Raw genomic sequence first — 16,680 nt, 5'->3', positions numbered from 1 at the left:
AGCCCATGCTTTTCACAGGCATAAAAAAACCTGCCGCAGCAGGTTTTTTTATTGGGCAGGCTAAAAATTAGCGCGCCAGCCAGCCACCGTCTACGGCAACGGTATAGCCGTTGATGTAGTCAGATGCCGGGGAAGCCAGGAACACGATCGGCCCCATCAGGTCGCTCGGCAGACCCCAACGGCCAGCCGGGATACGGTCGAGGATAGCGGCGCTACGCTCTTCGTCAGCACGCAGCTGTTGGGTGTTGTTGGTCGCCATGTAGCCCGGAGCAATCGCGTTGACGTTGATACCGTGTTTCGCCCACTCGTTCGCCATCAGACGGGTTACGCCCATTACGCCGCTCTTGGAAGCGGTGTAAGACGGAACGCGGATGCCGCCCTGGAAGGAGAGCATGGAAGCGATGTTGATGATTTTGCCGCCTTTACCCTGCGCGATGAAGTGCTTAGCTGCCGCCTGAGACATAAAGAACACGCTCTTGATGTTCAGGTTCATGACATCGTCCCAGTCTTTTTCGCTGAAGTCGATCGCGTCTTCACGACGGATCAGGCCAGCGTTGTTGACCAGGATATCGATATGGCCGAATTCCGCCACCGCACGCTCCAGCAGCGCCGGGATGCCGTCGATCTGACGCAGGTCAGCGGTCAGGCTCAGGAAACGACGACCCATCGCGGTTACACGTTCGATGGTTTCAGTCGGTTCAACAATGTTGATACCCACAATGTCGCAGCCCGCTTCAGCCAGACCCAGCGCCATACCTTGACCCAGACCGGTATCACAACCAGTAACAACGGCAACTTTGCCCTGCAGAGAGAATGAATCCAAAATCATTTTATATTCCTTATCGTTAGCGCCTGTACCGGACAGGCATCATTGAACTAATGCTGTCCGCGACTAGCGCAGATCCTTCACTGCTACATGATCCATGTCATCAAAGACCTGGTTCTCACCCACCATCCCCCAGATGAAGGTATACGCTTTGGTACCTACGCCTGAATGGATCGACCAGCTCGGCGAAATCACCGCCTGTTCGTTGTGCATCACGATATGACGCGTTTCCTGCGGCTGCCCCATCATATGGAACACGCAGCTGTCTTCATCCATATTGAAATAGAAGTAGACTTCCATGCGGCGCTCGTGGGTATGGCACGGCATGGTATTCCACAGGTTGCCCGGCGCCAGTTCGGTCAGGCCCATGCTGAGCTGACAGGTTTCGAGTACGTCCGGCACAAAATATTTATTGATGGTACGGCGGTTACTGGTGAGGTTATCGCCCAGGGTCACCGGTGCTACATCGGCAGGGGTCACTTTTTTGGTCGGGTAAGTGGTGTGTGCCGGCGCGCAGTTGTAGTAGAACTTCGCCGGTTTCGCCGCGTCGACGCTGGCGAAAACCACTTCTTTAGCCCCTTTGCCCACGTATAACGCGTCGCGATGGCCAATTTCGTAGCACTGGCCATCAACGGTGATGGTACCCGCGCCGCCAATGTTGATGACGCCCAGCTCGCGGCGCTCCAGGAAGTAACTCACGCCAAGCTGCTTGCCCACTTCGCCGCCAACCGATACGGTTTTCGCCACCGGCATGATGCCACCAACGATAATGCGATCGATATGGCTGTACACCATGGTGTATTCGTCGGCGACAAATACCTGCTCAACTAAAAACTCTTCACGAAGCCCCTGCGTATCCAGCGTTTTAGCATGAGCGCTATGAATGCTCTGTCTTACTTCCACCTGAACCTCCAGGAAAATGTGGTCTTATGTTCTATTACAGAACGAAACTTCGTTCCGTTTTGTTAATGCACGTATCTTATCCCTGATGAAATGGGTTTTCAATTGCAAATAAAACATCGTTTCATTTTTTCTGTGAATTAATATCAAAAATGCAAATGGGATCACGAATACGCCGTTACCCACCCTCAGACAAAAATAAAAAACAATATTATTCATCTAGTTACATTTTCTTTGAAAAATACTCTGTATGAGGTAAATGATGTCGCAAAATCAAAGATACGCTTGACGGGAGGGATAAAGGGTTATCAAAAAAGTCGCAGAAATGATGATTTTTCGTATAAAGTGCGTCTGCCATCACAAACATTGAAACGGTGTTTTGATAAATTAACACCTAATTTTTAAAATGACATCCACATCGGCCAGCGAAGTTGATAGCACCTCGCGACCGCATCAGTAAAAGGAGAGCACCATGGCTAAAGGCATGCGGGTAAAATTGAATTATGAGGTCAGCCGCGACCCGGACACCGGCGCGGAGGTCACCCGCTTAACACCACCAGAAGTCACCTGTCATCGTAACTACTTCTATCAGAAGTGCTTCTTTAACGATGGTAGCCATCTGCTGTTTGCTGGTGAGTTCGATGGCCATTGGAACTACTACTTACTGGATGTGGCGAACGCCGAAGCCGTACAGCTGACCGAAGGCGCTGGCGACAACACCTTTGGTGGTTTCCTGTCTCCGGACGACAAATCCCTTTACTACGTTAAGAACGACCGCACTCTGCTGGAAGTAAATCTTGAAACCCTGGCCGAGCGCGAAGTCTATCGCGTGCCGGACGACTGGGTTGGCTACGGTACCTGGGTGTCCAACAGCGACTGTACCAAGCTGGTCGGCATTGAAATCGCCAAAAGCGACTGGACGCCGCTGAACGACTGGAAACTGTTCCACGACTTCTTCCATAAAGGCCCGCACTGCCGCCTGCTGCGTGTCGATCTGCAAACCGGCGAAAGCGCGGTGATCCACGAAGAGAAAAACTGGCTCGGCCATCCGATCTACCGTCCGTTTGACGACAACACTGTCGCATTCTGCCACGAAGGCCCGCACGACCTGGTCGACGCGCGTATGTGGATGGTCAACGAAGACGGCAGCAACGTACGTAAAGTTAAAGAACATGCGGAAGGCGAAAGCTGCACCCACGAATTCTGGGTTCCGAATGGCTCCGCGCTGGTTTACGTTTCTTATCTGAAAGGCAAACAGGGTCGTACCATTTACCGTTTCAACCCGGACACCAACGTCAACGAAGCGTTGATGCAAATGCCGGCCTGTTCACACCTGATGAGTAATTTCGACGGCACCCTGCTGGTCGGCGACGGCTCCGGTACCCCGGTCGACGTGAAGGACACCAGCGGCTATACCATCGATAACGATCCGTATCTGTACGCGTTTGACGTAGCGAAGAAAGCCTACTTCCCGGTTGCCCGTCACGATACCTCGTGGGCAACGGTACAAAACAGCCGTCAGGTGACTCACCCGCACCCGTCCTTTACCCCGGACGACAGCGCGGTGCTGTTCAGCTCTGACAAAGATGGCAAGCCGGCGCTGTATATCGCCAAACTGCCAACCGAACGTAAGTTCATGCAAGCATAAGAATTTTAAGTTTAGTGTTTCTGTAACTGGCCTTGCCCTCCTCTGGAGGGCTTTTTTTTGCCTGCGGTTTGTGCGGACGTCGCTATTCCCTCGCCCCTTGGCACGGACGGCCCCCTCTCCCTTTTTAAGGGAGAGGGATGGGGTGAGGGTTTTACACCGAGCTCCCTCCTCACCCTAACCCTCTCCCCAAAGGGGCGAGGGAATATCCGAGCCAGAGAAATAGATTGTGCGCGCTATAGAACATTCTCCCCCACAAAAACGAAAACCCCCGGCCAAATGCTCCGGGGGGAAAACGGATGAGGGTCCGGTTTTGTTTATTTAGAAGGAGTAAGCCACACCTACACGCAGACGGGTCTGACGTTCATCGGTAGATTTCACACCCACGTTGCCCACTTCAAAATACGGAGACCAGTTTTTGTCCCACTTGTAGGCCATCTTAGCGTTATATTCGGTGCTGTAAGGTTTATTATTGTTACGATACAAGCTCTTATGCTGATCGTCTGCCACGGTACTGCGTGCATAAACGTAGTTCAGTTCCACACGCCAGTCGCCCATCGCCCAGCCTACCCAGGTATCCACTTTATTGACCTTGTCATCTACGCCGCCGCCGTTGCTGGAAGTTGCCGGAACGCGGGTATATTCATAACGGTAACGCGCCGCCACATAAAAACCATTATCAAAGCTGTACTGCGCGTGCAGGTACGGTTTGTAGATGGAGTAGCTGTCTTTACTTTCAATATTAAAGCCTGGGTTCAGGGCAAAGTTATCTGTCGCCTTCCAGCGCCAGTTAATGGATTCTTCGTGACCATTACCCACCATTTCGTTAAACGGACGATCCTGTTTATCAGTATCACCACCCGTTTTCCATTTTGCTTCGACGCCAAAACCAAGACCGTTATCAAATCGATGAGAAACCGCAACACGGTCAGCGTTGGAACCGCTGTCAATATATTCATGACGCAGGTCAACGGTTACCGCAGATGCAGCGAAAGACATGCCAGATAATACGGCCAGGGCCAGAGTTTTCTTTAACATTTGCCATCCCTCAATTGAAATTATGTTTCTTTTTTATGAAATTGGATTTTATTTTTTCCAAATTTCTATTTTAGTGATCGAGATCGTAATTATTTGTTTCAGAAAATCTGGCACAAGGAGGACGTGATAAAGCTCAACAAAAAACAGACACAACCCTTAAAAAATAAAACTTAGATCACAAAGATTTATTTTTTCTGAATTTAAAAATCAATAATTTACTTACTTTACATGAACTTACCCAAAAAGAAGTAACGTGAGTTATTCTTAGCAATAGTAATAATTTATGTTTAATCAATGATTCGGCTAAGCATTTACTCATTCATATCTCTTACAGATGACACAAATAAAAATAAATATATAAAGGAAGAAACTAGACACAATTCCTTTCCTGGTCTCTTAACCCAGCGTATATAAACAAAAAAAGACCTCGAACGAGGTCTTTCTGAAGGAAAAAATAGAATGGAGAAACTAAAGCAGATTTACTGAATGTCTCGCTCGACGGCAAGGGCAACCCCCTGACCACCACCGATGCACAGCGTCGCCAGGCCTTTGCGCGCATCGCGTTTAATCATCTCGTGAACCAGAGAAACCAGAATTCGGCAGCCCGATGCGCCTATCGGATGCCCCAGAGCGATCGCTCCGCCGTTGACGTTGACCTTCTGTTCGTTCCATTCCAGCATTTTACCCACCGAAATGGCCTGCGCGGCGAAAGCTTCGTTGGCCTCAATCAAATCCACCTCATTCAACTGCCAGCCTGCGCGCTCCAGGCACCGTCGCGTGGCATAAACCGGTGCAATCCCCATCAACGCCGGATCCACCCCCACGCTGGCAAACGCACGGATCCGCGCCAGGATAGGTAACCCCAGTTCAAGCGCTTTGCTTTCGCTCATCATCAACACTGCCGCCGCGCCGTCGTTAATGGATGAAGCGTTACCCGCCGTCACCGAGCCCGACAGATCGAACGACGGGCTCAGCCGCGCCAGTGCTTCCGCGCTGGCATCGGTTTGCGGCTGCTCATCGGTATCCACAATTTGCGGCTGACCGCCAGGCTGTGGGTTTATCACCGGAACGATTTCGTCGCGAAAACGCCCCGAATCGATAGCCTTGCGGGCTTTATGCTGCGAGCTTAACGCCCAGGCATCCTGCTGCTCACGGCTGATGCCATATTCACGCGCCAGATTCTCCGCCGTGACGCCCATGTGATAATCGTTGAAGGCGTCCCACAGGCCGTCATGCACCAGGCTATCGATAAGTTGGCTATTGCCCAACTGTGCGCCGGTGCGGCTGTCGGTCAACACGTGCGGCGCGCGGCTCATATTTTCTTGCCCGCCGGCGATAACCACATCCGCTTCACCGCATTGAATCGCCTGGGTCGCCAGATGCAGCGCCTTCAGCCCCGACCCACAGACGTCGTTAATGGTGATGGCCGATACGGTATTTGGCAAACCGCCTTTTATCGCAGACTGCCGCGCCGGGTTTTGCCCGGTACCTGCGGTCAGAACCTGACCAATAATCACTTCGTCAATCGACGTCGCGGCAATGCCGCTGCGTTCGACCAACGCGTTGATCACCAGGCTACCCAGTTCGACGGCGGAATGACGCGCCAGCGCCCCCTGAAAACAGCCGATGGGCGTACGGACAGCACCTACGATAACGACATCTTTCATCTCAACCTCAGCGCAAAATAACCTGCGTATAGTAGATGATTGTTATCAACTTTTTTCGCAATTGTTTAAAAAAAGTGAGTCTTATCACAAAGGAATTGCTTATCGTCTGCGCTACGTCGACACCTGCTGGAGGTACTGACGTAGCCAGCTCCCCGCCGCCCCCAGGGGAGCCTCTTTATGCCAGAGCAAATCGATAGAAACCGACATCGGCCAGCCTGTAATATCCAGCATAGTCAGCTCCGCCGAACTGGCAAATTCATCCACCAGCGCACAGGGCAATACGCACCATCCCAGCCCCTGCGCCGCCATGCTCAGCAGCATCAGATAGTTGGGTGCCGACCATACTGGCCCGCGCGCGGGTGCGGTGCGATTCTCCAGATAGGTATTCAACCGAAGCTCGCGCCACGTGCGCAGTTGCTCCCACTCCACGCGTGTCTGCGCGGTCAGAGGATGATCGGGAGAGACATAGACCGCCATGCGCGTCTGCATCGGCAGACGGGTATGACCAATATCGGTAGGGTAGTCGTCGCGCGCCTCAATCAACCCCACCTGCGCGCGGCCTTTTTGCAACAGATCGACCACATCATCATCCTCCCCCACCAGACATTCAAACTCGGTATGCGGGAAACGACGATCGAACTGCGCCAGCAGATCTTCCAGCACGTCCGGATGCAGAGTATCCGACAGCACAAAAGTCAGCCGCGCTTCCGTTTCACCGCTCAATGAAACCGCCAGCTCATCAAGCCGTTCGCTGGCGGCGAGGATCGCCTGCACGTAGCTCAGCACCCGCTGGCCTTCCGGGGTCAATACCGGCTGGCGCGCAGAGCGATCGAATAGCGTGACGCCGAGATCCACCTCCAGATGGGCGATGGCGGTGCTGATCGTCGACTGACTTTTGCGTAGACGGCGTGCCGCGGCAGAAAAGGAACCGCAGGAGACGGTTTCAACGAAGGCGGTCAGAGCTTCGGGGGAATAGCGCATGAAGTATCTACTTTATCGATGGATTCTATCTTTTACTTATCACATTTACCCATAAAATGCGCATAACAGTGTTCAATAAAACGAAGGTCATCAGATGCAACACGATTTATTACATCGCAGAAAGCTGCCGGAGCGTATTTTCCACGCCGTGTGCTTTGAAGGGATCGCCACCGCGATCCTCGCCCCTACTGCCGCCTGGCTGATGCAACGGTCCGTACTGGAAATGGGGGGACTCACGATTATTCTGGCCACCACCGCCATGGTGTGGAACATCATCTACAACGCCGTTTTTGACCGCCTGTGGCCGGTCACTCGCGTAAAGCGGACGGCAAAAGTGCGTGCCCTGCACGCCCTGGGATTCGAGTGTGGGTTTATCGTTATTGGCGTCAGCATCGTGTCGTTCGTGCTGGGCGTAACGCTGCTGCAGGCACTCACGCTGGAGATTGGTTTCTTCCTGTTTTTCCTGCCTTACACCATGCTCTACAACTGGGCGTACGATACGCTGCGCGATCGCATCATCAAACGCCGCCAACAGAATCTTTACGCACAAAATTAGTCTTCTTTTCAGGCCGATAACAAGCGGCCTGAAAATGTTCAGCCACACGAAAAGCTAATTATGGTAAATTGTCCGCCATTTTTTTGGTTTTATGGTTGATATATTCAGATAATGTCTAAAATTTGGTCTAAAGACGAAACTCTATGGAGCTTTGCCCTATATGGCACTGCCGTCGGAGCGGGAACCCTTTTCCTGCCCATCCAGCTAGGGGCCGCCGGTGCGGTAGTTCTGTTTATCACCGCACTGGTGGCATGGCCGTTAACCTACTGGCCGCACCGCGCTTTATGTCAGTTCATCCTTTCCGCTAACACTCCGGCAAGCGTTGGCATTACTGGCGCCGTCACCCACTACTATGGCAAAAAGATCGGCAGTTTAATCACCGCGCTCTATTTCATTGCCTTCTTCGTGGTGGTGCTAATCTACGCCGTCGCTATCACCAATTCCCTGGCCGAGCAGATTGCCCGCTATACGCCCGTCGATTTACCTTTGCGTGCATTGATTAGCCTGGGCGTGGTGCTGTTGCTGAACCTGATCTTCCTGACCGGTCGCCAGACCACTATCCGCGTCATGGGCATGCTGGTGTTCCCGCTGATCGCCTACTTCCTGTTCTTATCGCTCTATTTGACCGGAAGCTGGCAGCCGTCGCTGCTGACCACGCAGATGGAGGTCAACACGCACACTTTGCATCAGGTGTGGTTGTCCATTCCCGTGATGGTTTTCGCTTTTAGCCATACGCCGATTATTTCGACCTTCGCCATCGACCGTCGAGAGAAATACGGCGAGCAAGCCATGGGTAAATGCAAAAAAATCATGAAGGTAGCGTACTTGGTTATCTGCCTGAGCGTGCTGTTCTTTGTGTTCAGCTGCCTGCTTTCGATTCCGCCGTCGTACATTAATACGGCAAAAGAGGAAGGCGTCACCATCCTCTCTGCGCTATCGATGATGCCTGACTCACCTGGCTGGCTGTCGATTTCCGGCATTATTGTGGCGGTTGTGGCGATGTCAAAATCGTTCCTCGGCACCTATTTTGGCGTGATTGAAGGAGCGAGTGAGATGGTGAAAGCGTCGCTGAACCAGGTTGGCGTGCGTAAGAGCCGCTCGTTCAATCGCGGGCTGTCTATCATGCTGGTCTCCGCAGTAACGTTCATCGTCTGCTGCATCAACCCGAATGCCATTTCGATGATTTACGCCATCAGCGGCCCGCTGATCGCCATGATTCTGTTTATCATGCCGACGCTGTCGACTTACCTGATCCCGGCGCTGAAGCCCTACCGCTCTATCGGTAGCCTGATTACGCTGATTGTCGGGTTGATGTGTGTATCGGTGATGTTTTTAGGTTGAATAACAAACGGGCAGCCAGCGCTGCCCGTTTCGCTCTGCTTACGACGCCTCAAAAATCAGTACGTTCCACGAGTGCCGTTTCACCACCATCTTCAGCATACCGTCCTGCAGTTCAGCGCAAGGCAGCATAACCGGGACAACATTATCGGGTTGTTCGAAGGTGTTCCCTTCGCGGTAATCTTCGCTATACAACAGCGTATGCGAAATCGCTTTTAACGTCGTGAAGCTGTTCAGCCGTAGCTGTAACGCATAATCATCGTTCAAATCATGGTTGGCGATAAACACCGCGAGCCGCCCGCTGGCCTCATCAAACGTTGCCGCCGTTTCCAGCGCGACATGTTCGCCGTGATGCCCGGTTTTAACGGCCTCGATATTCGTTATCGGACGCAACGAAGCCCCTTTCGCATTGCGGGCCACATCGCGGAAAGGATAAAACGTCGCCTGGCGAATGGCGCCTCCGCCGGGCTGGGTCGAAATCATCCCACCTTCATTGACCAGCAGCGACTGGCAGGCGATTTTTACCCGCTGCGCATAGTTGAGAAATGTACAAAGCACACCACCGTACACCACCGCATCCAGCTGCGTGAAACTGGCATAGCCGTAGGTTTGCTGCTGACCTCCCGGTACGGCACCAGACTCTGTTACCACGCCCCATTCATCAAAGCTGATGTTGATCTCTTTATCCGAATGACGACGGCCTTTCACAAAATCACAGGCGGCAATCACCGTATCGAGATAACGGCGTAGATCAGCGAACAGCCACGGAATATCACGTTCATCTTCATGGGCCGCATACACCAGCAGCTTGTTCTGGCGGTAGTTCAGATAGCGATGTAGCGAAATATAATCAATATCGTCATAGCAAGTCTCAAGAACGATCCGATCCCACTCGCCAAAGGTGAGGTGCCCCTCTTCGTTCGTGCAGGATCCACAGGCGATGGTCTGCGCACGCGGGTCCATCCACTTGATAATTTTTGCGGCCTCTCGTGCTTTACGGGCATATTCCTGCGCCGTCATGGCGCTTATTTGCCACTTACCATCCATCTCATTACCAAGACACCACAAACGAATATCATGGGGTGTTTCAACGCCATGCGAACGGCGCAGTTCGGCCCAGTAGGTACCGGATGGCGTATTGCAATAATCCACCAGCTCTCCGGCAGCCATCGGCATGCCGGTGCCGAGATTACAGGCCATGATCAGCTCAACGCCCGCATCTCTGGCAAAGGCGGCAAACTCATTGGTACCGACCTCGTTGGTCTCGAGCATGCTCCACGCCATATCTTTTTTAACCGGACGCTGCGCTTTTGGCCCCACGCCGTCCTGCCACTGATAGCCAGAGACAAAATTTCCCCCCGGATAGCGCACTCCGCTGATGCCGGCCTCATGCATCAGCGCCTTCACATCGTTGCGAAATCCTAAGGTGTCCGCCTGCGGATGTTCCGGTTCATATAGCCCGCCGTAAAGGCAACGCCCCAGATGCTCAACGAACGATCCCATCAGTCGGGGGTCGACATCACCAATCACATAGTGTTTATCATAATGAATTGCAGCGTGTTTCATTTCGTCCCCTCTGACACGGTGAACAGTTCATGCTCGATACGCCCCATCGTCTGGCGATCGAGCTTGTAGAAAAACTGAAACAGGATCCAGCTTGCGGCATAGCCCGCCGCGGGAATACCGGCCATCAGCAGATAAATGCCGGAGACGGCGCTTTCGCTTTGCTGCGCCGCGTCCGGAACGTAACCGTAGAGCGAGAGAATGCCGCCCACCAGCGCGCCGCTTACCGCCAGCGAGACCTTCAGGGTAAACAGGTTGCTGGAAGCACACAGCCCCGCCATTCTTTTCTTTAATTTCCATTCGCCATAATCATCGGCATCCCCGACAAAACTCCATAAAATAGGCGCACTGGTCAGGTGGACGACGGAGAGGACGAAATAAAAAGAGAAAATGAATGTCTGATTCAACGGATCAATTAAATATAACGCTAATGACAACGCCACCAGACACAGCTTCACATATTTATATACCGCAACCTTGCAAAAATAACGGGTAAACAGTGGAGTAATCAGACAGCCAATAATACCTGCCACAATCCCCAGGCTCATAAATAATGTGCTCATCCAGTCATTAAGATGCATGATATATTTGGCAAAATAAATCGCGACGGCACCACGAACAAATGAAGGGAAACAGTCAAGAAACATTCCCAGCGAGCACACAATAAGCTGATCGTTCTTTAAGGCATTTTTCAGATTCGTTAAGATACCATCATTATTTTCATTTTGCGGCTCCACGCGTTCCCTGGTGGTGCGAAAGCAGAAAACAAACAGCACCAGCGCTAAAACAGAATAAAGCGTAACGACCCAGAAAAAACCTGTTTGCCGATTACCACCGCCAAAATACTGCACCAGCGGCAGCAACGTAAAGGTGCAAAACAGCCCTGCGACGGCCCCGGCAATGCAGCGATACTGTTGGCAGGAGACGCGTTCCCTGGCATTGCCAGTGATGACGCATCCTAGCGAGCAGAACGGAATATTAACGGCTGAATAGAGCAGTGAGAGCAGCAGATAAGTAAAAAAAGCATAGATGATTTTTGCATTCGGCCCTAAATCGGGTGTGTAGAACATCATCATACAGCTTATTGTAAAAGGCACTGCACACCATAGCATCCACGGCCGGTAGCGCCCCCAACGACTTTTTGTTTTATCGATCATCGCCCCATAAAGTGGATCAAAAAAGGCATCGATTACACGTACCAATAAAAATATGCTGGCGACAACCCCAGCGTTAATACCGTAAATATCAGTATAGAAGAACGCCAAAAACATCGTAATGGGATTAAACAGCAAGTTACAGGCGGCATCGCCAGAACTAAAGCCCACCTTTTCAAATACGCTGAGTTTCTCCACTGCCTTGTTGGGAATCATAATGATGTAACCTTATGGCAAATAATAAAAGAATGTCATGTCTAAGCAAGGTGGATTTTAAAGGCATGGGGATTCTTTTTCATGCTGCACACATGGATAATCTGGCTAGCAAAATAAATATGTGACCGTCGTTGTAACACCCGTATTTCAGGTGAAAGAAATAATTCATTATGAATATATTTATATTAAGAAATATAAATAATAGATATTATACCCAACAATTTAATTGATGAGGGCGGGTTCATCATCGGGACAAGGGGCTTAGAGACAAGCTCCGGGCTACCGATCGTAGCCCGGATGAGACGGTGAGTTTTTACAGCGCCATATCGTGCTGCGGCGACGCGCTGGCTGGCTGCTCTTCAGCCGGTTTAGCCTGCGCTACCGGGGCGGCTGGCATCTGGATCACCGGCGGTTTGGTCAGTTCCAGCGTCGCGGCGGTGTCGTTCCATACCTGTTGGGTCAGCGCGACGTTGCCGTTAAGGTTCTGGCCAAAGCTCGGGACGATACTGTGGATTTTGCTCTGCCACTCCGGTGAGTTGAACTGTTCCGGGAACAGTTTCTTAATCACGTTGAGGGTGATAGGCGCGGCGGTAGAGGCCCCCGGAGATGCGCCAAGCAGCGCCGAAATGGTACGCTGCTGATCCACCACCACTTCGGTACCCAGTTTCAACACGCCGCCTTTATCGGCATCTTTCTTGATGATCTGCACGCGCTGACCGGCCTGAATCAACTTCCAGTCTTCTTTACGCGCCTGCGGGTAATACTCTTTCAGCGCCGCAAAACGATCGTCATCGCTCAACATCACCTGGCTGATGAGGTATTTCACCAGGTCGAAATTATCCAGACCCACGTGGGTCATCGGCATGACGTTGCTGGTGGTGGTGGTGCTCAGCAGATCGAAGAACGAACCTTGTTTCAGGAACTTCGTGGAGAAGGTTGCGAACGGCCCGAACAGCACCACGCGTTTACCGTCGATAAAGCGCGCATCAATGTGCGGCACCGACATCGGCGGCGCGCCCACGGAAGCCTGACCGTAGACTTTCTCCATATGCTGACGGGTCACGTCCGGGTTTTCAGTCATCAGGAATGAACCGCCCACCGGGAAGCCCGCATAGTTATCCGCTTCCGGAATACCGGTTTTTTGCAGCAGCTTCAATGCGCCGCCGCCTGCACCGATGAAGACATACTTCGCGTCAATAGCATGCTGTTTGCCGCTGTTGACGTCTTCAATGGTCACGTGCCACGAGTTATCGCCGTTGCGCTTAAACTCGGTCACTTCAGAGGAGGTTTGCAGCGTAAAGTGTTCGTTCTTTTGCAGGCTACCAATCAGCTGGCGGGTAATTTCGCCATAGTTGACATCAGTACCCACCGGCGTCCAGGTGGCAGCCACTTTCTGCTGCGGATCGCGACCGGCCATGACCAGCGGCGCCCATTGGGCAATTTGCTGATGATCGGTAGAGAATTTCATGCCCTGGAACAGCGTGGTTTTTTGCAGCGCATCGTAGCGCTTGCCGAGATATTCCACATTTTTATCGCCCCACACAAAACTCATATGTGGAGTGGAATTAATAAAGGAGTGCGGATTATTCAATACGCCGCGCTTCACCTGCGCCGACCAGAACTGGCGGGAGATCATAAACTGTTCGTTAATTTCCAGCGCTTTAGTGACATCAATGCTGCCGTCCGGGCGCTGCGGCGTGTAGTTTAATTCCATGTTAGCCGAGTGGCCGGTGCCGGCGTTATTCCAGCCGTTAGATGATTCTAATGCGACTTTATCGAGTTTCTCGACCATCACCTGCTTCCAGTCCGGCTGCAGCTCCTGAAGCCAGGTGCCCAGGGAGGCGCTCATGATGCCGCCGCCGATGAGCAGAACATCGGTTTTTTGCGTGGTTTCAGTATTGGCGTAAGCAGCGGAATTGACCAGCAGGGCGATGGTGGCGAGAGAAAATAGCTTTTTATTAATAGCAGGCATAATGATGATATTCGCATAGCTAAATGTAATGAGTGCGACAATAGTAGCGCACTTTTACATTATTTTAAAATATCACCCATTATTTAACAAAAAACATTAACAAATAGACTTTGGCTGCTTTTTTTAATTAAAAAAAGCAGCCTTACAGTTTGCGCGGAAATTAAATTAAGCCACGCATATTACAAACAATAATTAATGCAGACCAAACTCAGCCATTAATTGCTGACGCAGGACGACGAACTCTGTGCTGCTACGTTCGCGCGGGCGTGGCAGCGAAACTTCAATAGTGCGAATCGGGTCGCCCTTAATTTTCGGCAGAATCAGCACCCGGTCAGCGAGATAAATCGCCTCTTCCAGATCGTGCGTCACCAGCACCATCGTCATCTTTTCCGCATCACGAATACGGACCAGTTCTTCCTGCATGGTGATTTTAGTCATCGCATCCAGCGCGCCCAGCGGTTCATCCAGCAGCAGAATTTCTGGCTGAATGGTCAGGGCGCGGGCAATTCCCACCCGCTGAGCCATGCCGCCGGAAAGCTGGTTCGGTAGCGCCTGCTCGCAGTGGCTGAGGCCCACCAGCTCAATCGCCTCTTTCGCCCGCGCTCTGGCCTGCTTGCGCGGCACGCCCTGTACGTCGAGGCTGAAGCTGACATTCTCCAGCACCGTCAGCCATGGCAGCAGGCGTGGCTCCTGGAAAATCACCGCGCGCTCGCGGCTCATGCCATGCACCGCCTGACCGTCAATCACCACGTCGCCCGCATCCGGCGTTTCCAGCCCCGCCAGAATACGCAGCAGCGTGGTTTTCCCGCAGCCGCTCGGCCCAACGATGGCAATGCTCTGCCCGCTCTCAATCTGTAAGTTGAGGTCGCGGAAAACGTCGAACGGTTTACCTTCCAGCGAGAACGTTTTGCGTAAGCTACGAATCGAAATATCGCCGCGTGGCGTCTGAAGTGTCGCAGTCATCACACACCTTCTGTTTTCAGCAAAATATTAGAGGCTTTGAGCTGACCTTTTTTCAGCACGCCATCACGCTCGAGGATATCCAGCCAGAACTGCACGTCGTGTGGTTCGGACTGGCCGCCTTTACGCACGCCGTAGCCGGTAAAGTATTTCGCGACCTCCGGGTTCTCACCGCGTTCCTTAAGGATTTTGGCCATAATTTCGCGCACTTTTTCCGGATTGTCGCGAGCGTAGTCCAGGGCACGCGCCGACTCCACCACGAAGATGCGCGCCGCATCAGGGTGCTGCTTAACGAAGTCAGCACGCAGCACCGTGAAGCCGCCGGCAATCGGCCCGAGTACGTCGGCATCGTTGAAGATTGGACGCAGGCCGCCGTGGCTGCGCGCCGACCCTTCAAAAGTGGTTTGCCAGTAGCCAAATGCCGCAACGTCGACCTGACCAGAGCGTAAAGTTTGTTCCAGCTGCGGGCCCGGCACGACCACCGGTTTCGCCGCGTTTTCCGGCAGATGGGCCTGACGCAGCGCCTCGCGCAACGTGTAATCCAGGTGCGCTCCCAGGGTATTCACCGCCACGCTTTTTCCGGCTAAATCTTTGATCGATTTAATCGGGCTATCTTCCTTCACGTAGAAGATAGATTTGGTGGTCTCGTTAATACCGTTGGTAGGGTAAGCGGCGACAAAATCGTTACCGTTAGCAATGGCGTTAATCACCGCAGGCGTAGCTGCAGAACCGATATCAATGCTGTTCGACGCCAGCGCAAATAAAGACTCCGGGCCACCGCTGGCATAACCGGCATTTTTGATCGACACCCCGGTATCCTTAAAATAACCCAGCGCGTCGGCTAATTCGTGGGCGGAAATACCGCCGTAGCTCGCCATATAGCGCATCGTGACCGCTTCCTGAGCCCGCACTGATGTGCTGATGCCAAAGAGGAAAAGTATCGCCACCCACACAAAAGAGATCTGTTTTTTCATTATTGAAATTCCCATCAGGCTTAATTTAAAAACGCAAAATAACGTGCAAAATTATTGGTTACGTGAGTTCCAGCGACACAGACGACGCTGCAACAGGACCAGAATGGCGTTCGCTAATAGCCCGGCAAACGCCAGCAGGAATATCGCCGCGAACATCATCGGTATTTGGAAGTTATATTGCGCATTCATCACCCGGAAACCGATCCCCTGATTCGCGCCAATCATTTCTGCGGCAATCAGCAGCAGCAGCGCGGTCGTCGCGGAAAGACGCAGCCCAACAAAGATGGACGGCACCGAGGCAGGAACAATCACCCGGTAAAACAGCGTCAGTCGTCCGGCGCCGAAGGTCCGCGCCATCTCCAGCAGCTTGCCATCCACCTCTTTCACACCGCTAATGGTCGACAGCAGAATCGGGAACAGCGCCGCCCAAAAGATAACGAACACTTTTGACGTTTCGCCCAGGCCCAGCAGCAGGATAAAGATGGGATACAGCGCCAGCGCCGAGGTCTGGCGGAAGAGCTGTAAGATAGGATCCAGCGCCTGCTCCAGCGGGCGTATTTGTCCCATAAACAGCCCCAGCGGAATCCCCACCACGATAGCGGCGGCAAAGGCTAACCCGGCGCGCTGTAAACTGATGGTGATGTCACCCAGCAGTGCGCCCTGAGTAATACCGTTCCACAGCGCGGCAAAGATTTTATCCAGCGGCGGGATCACCGCTGCGTTAAGCCAGCCTGCGGTGCTGGCGATTTGCCAGCCGGCAAAAAACAGCACCAGCAGGCCGTAGCGAGCAATCAGCGACAGGCTGCGCTGATACCATTGCCGGTAGGCGGGCGCGGTTGTCTGGCGAGCCTTCAGGCGAATTCGGGTGGTGGAATAGAACATAGATCCTC

Annotated in this window: 14 protein-coding genes; 3 read left to right on the top strand and 11 right to left on the bottom strand. The window is 52.6% G+C overall.

Translation table 11 applies throughout. The features are described 5' to 3' along the window. Positions 1-67 precede the first annotated feature (67 nt). Together kduD and kduI are read right to left on the bottom strand one after the other, a co-directional pair. The gene (gene kduD / locus GY169_RS04580; protein WP_064542911.1) at positions 68-829 is read right to left on the bottom strand and encodes a 2-dehydro-3-deoxy-D-gluconate 5-dehydrogenase KduD; all 762 of its coding nucleotides are present in this window, start codon (positions 827-829) and stop codon (positions 68-70) included. 63 nt (positions 830-892) lie between these two features. Beyond that, positions 893-1,729, bottom strand: coding sequence for a 5-dehydro-4-deoxy-D-glucuronate isomerase (gene kduI, locus GY169_RS04575; protein ID WP_064542907.1), 837 nt, complete (start codon positions 1,727-1,729; stop codon positions 893-895). Positions 1,730-2,198: 469 nt separating this feature from the next. On the opposite strand from kduI, the gene GY169_RS04570 reads away from it, so the two are divergent. Next, the gene (locus GY169_RS04570) at positions 2,199-3,374 is read left to right on the top strand and encodes an oligogalacturonate lyase family protein (protein ID WP_064542904.1); all 1,176 of its coding nucleotides are present in this window, start codon (positions 2,199-2,201) and stop codon (positions 3,372-3,374) included. A 318-nt stretch (positions 3,375-3,692) separates the two neighbouring features. On the opposite strand, the gene GY169_RS04565 is transcribed toward GY169_RS04570, so the two are convergent. The 3 genes from GY169_RS04565 to GY169_RS04555 all read right to left on the bottom strand — a co-directional run bounded on the left by GY169_RS04565 (position 3,693) and on the right by GY169_RS04555 (position 7,057). Beyond that, on the bottom strand, positions 3,693-4,409 hold the full coding sequence (locus GY169_RS04565) for an oligogalacturonate-specific porin KdgM family protein (RefSeq protein WP_065358234.1): 717 nt from the start codon (positions 4,407-4,409) through the stop codon (positions 3,693-3,695). A 479-nt stretch (positions 4,410-4,888) separates the two neighbouring features. Continuing rightward, positions 4,889-6,076, bottom strand: a complete 1,188-nt coding sequence (locus GY169_RS04560; protein ID WP_163446087.1) for an acetyl-CoA C-acetyltransferase — start codon at positions 6,074-6,076, stop codon at positions 4,889-4,891. Between the two features lie 111 nt (positions 6,077-6,187). Beyond that, positions 6,188-7,057 carry a LysR family transcriptional regulator gene (locus tag GY169_RS04555; RefSeq protein ID WP_065358236.1) on the bottom strand — a complete coding sequence of 290 codons (870 nt, stop codon included), beginning with the start codon at positions 7,055-7,057 and terminating at the stop codon, positions 6,188-6,190. Between the two features lie 94 nt (positions 7,058-7,151). Between GY169_RS04555 and GY169_RS04550 the strand changes: the two genes are divergently transcribed. Continuing rightward, entirely contained in the window at positions 7,152-7,613 is a 462-nt protein-coding gene (locus GY169_RS04550) for a multidrug/biocide efflux PACE transporter (RefSeq protein ID WP_064542893.1), read from the top strand. 111 nt (positions 7,614-7,724) lie between these two features. Beyond that, positions 7,725-8,954 (top strand): amino acid permease, encoded by a 1,230-nt coding sequence (locus GY169_RS04545; protein ID WP_167575085.1) that lies wholly within the window; start codon positions 7,725-7,727, stop codon positions 8,952-8,954. Positions 8,955-8,993: 39 nt separating this feature from the next. On the opposite strand, the gene GY169_RS04540 is transcribed toward GY169_RS04545, so the two are convergent. From GY169_RS04540 to GY169_RS04515, 6 genes are all read right to left on the bottom strand, one after another. Then, entirely contained in the window at positions 8,994-10,517 is a 1,524-nt protein-coding gene (locus GY169_RS04540) for an alpha-N-arabinofuranosidase (RefSeq protein WP_167575084.1), read from the bottom strand. Next, positions 10,514-11,884, bottom strand: a complete 1,371-nt coding sequence (locus tag GY169_RS04535; protein WP_167575083.1) for a glycoside-pentoside-hexuronide (GPH):cation symporter — start codon at positions 11,882-11,884, stop codon at positions 10,514-10,516. The genes GY169_RS04540 and GY169_RS04535 overlap by 4 nt, the downstream gene beginning before the upstream one ends. A gap of 313 nt (positions 11,885-12,197) precedes the next feature. After that, positions 12,198-13,856: a malate dehydrogenase (quinone) gene (mqo, locus tag GY169_RS04530; RefSeq protein ID WP_163446085.1), complete on the bottom strand. Its 1,659-nt coding sequence runs from the start codon at positions 13,854-13,856 to the stop codon at positions 12,198-12,200. Positions 13,857-14,048: 192 nt separating this feature from the next. Continuing rightward, the gene (locus tag GY169_RS04525) at positions 14,049-14,819 is read right to left on the bottom strand and encodes an ABC transporter ATP-binding protein (RefSeq protein ID WP_064542884.1); all 771 of its coding nucleotides are present in this window, start codon (positions 14,817-14,819) and stop codon (positions 14,049-14,051) included. Continuing rightward, complete coding sequence (locus GY169_RS04520) at positions 14,819-15,790, bottom strand: ABC transporter substrate-binding protein (protein WP_163446084.1); 972 nt, start codon at positions 15,788-15,790, stop codon at positions 14,819-14,821. Before GY169_RS04520 ends, GY169_RS04525 begins: the two co-directional genes overlap by 1 nt. 51 nt (positions 15,791-15,841) lie before the next feature. Beyond that, on the bottom strand, positions 15,842-16,672 hold the full coding sequence (locus tag GY169_RS04515; protein ID WP_167575082.1) for an ABC transporter permease: 831 nt from the start codon (positions 16,670-16,672) through the stop codon (positions 15,842-15,844). Positions 16,673-16,680: the final 8 nt, after the last annotated feature.

Origin of the sequence: Kluyvera genomosp. 3, from assembly GCF_011765685.1 — a bacterium.
GTDB lineage: Bacteria > Pseudomonadota > Gammaproteobacteria > Enterobacterales > Enterobacteriaceae > Kluyvera > Kluyvera georgiana_A.
The sequence above is the reverse complement of the archived record's forward strand: the minus strand, read 5'-3'. Positions and strand labels throughout refer to the sequence as shown.

What these genes read in the sequence shown, in the direction of transcription:
- kduD (WP_064542911.1), bottom strand. Translation starts at nt 829, where the DNA reads ATGATTTTGGATTCATTCTCTCTGCAGGGCAAAGTTGCCGTTGTTACT.
- GY169_RS04570 (WP_064542904.1), top strand. Translation starts at nt 2,199, where the DNA reads ATGGCTAAAGGCATGCGGGTAAAATTGAATTATGAGGTCAGCCGCGAC.
- GY169_RS04565 (WP_065358234.1), bottom strand. Translation starts at nt 4,409, where the DNA reads ATGTTAAAGAAAACTCTGGCCCTGGCCGTATTATCTGGCATGTCTTTC.
- GY169_RS04560 (WP_163446087.1), bottom strand. Translation starts at nt 6,076, where the DNA reads ATGAAAGATGTCGTTATCGTAGGTGCTGTCCGTACGCCCATCGGCTGT.
- GY169_RS04555 (WP_065358236.1), bottom strand. Translation starts at nt 7,057, where the DNA reads ATGCGCTATTCCCCCGAAGCTCTGACCGCCTTCGTTGAAACCGTCTCC.
- GY169_RS04550 (WP_064542893.1), top strand. Translation starts at nt 7,152, where the DNA reads ATGCAACACGATTTATTACATCGCAGAAAGCTGCCGGAGCGTATTTTC.
- GY169_RS04545 (WP_167575085.1), top strand. Translation starts at nt 7,725, where the DNA reads ATGTCTAAAATTTGGTCTAAAGACGAAACTCTATGGAGCTTTGCCCTA.
- GY169_RS04540 (WP_167575084.1), bottom strand. Translation starts at nt 10,517, where the DNA reads ATGAAACACGCTGCAATTCATTATGATAAACACTATGTGATTGGTGAT.
- GY169_RS04535 (WP_167575083.1), bottom strand. Translation starts at nt 11,884, where the DNA reads ATGATTCCCAACAAGGCAGTGGAGAAACTCAGCGTATTTGAAAAGGTG.
- mqo (WP_163446085.1), bottom strand. Translation starts at nt 13,856, where the DNA reads ATGCCTGCTATTAATAAAAAGCTATTTTCTCTCGCCACCATCGCCCTG.
- GY169_RS04525 (WP_064542884.1), bottom strand. Translation starts at nt 14,819, where the DNA reads ATGACTGCGACACTTCAGACGCCACGCGGCGATATTTCGATTCGTAGC.
- GY169_RS04520 (WP_163446084.1), bottom strand. Translation starts at nt 15,790, where the DNA reads ATGAAAAAACAGATCTCTTTTGTGTGGGTGGCGATACTTTTCCTCTTT.
- GY169_RS04515 (WP_167575082.1), bottom strand. Translation starts at nt 16,672, where the DNA reads ATGTTCTATTCCACCACCCGAATTCGCCTGAAGGCTCGCCAGACAACC.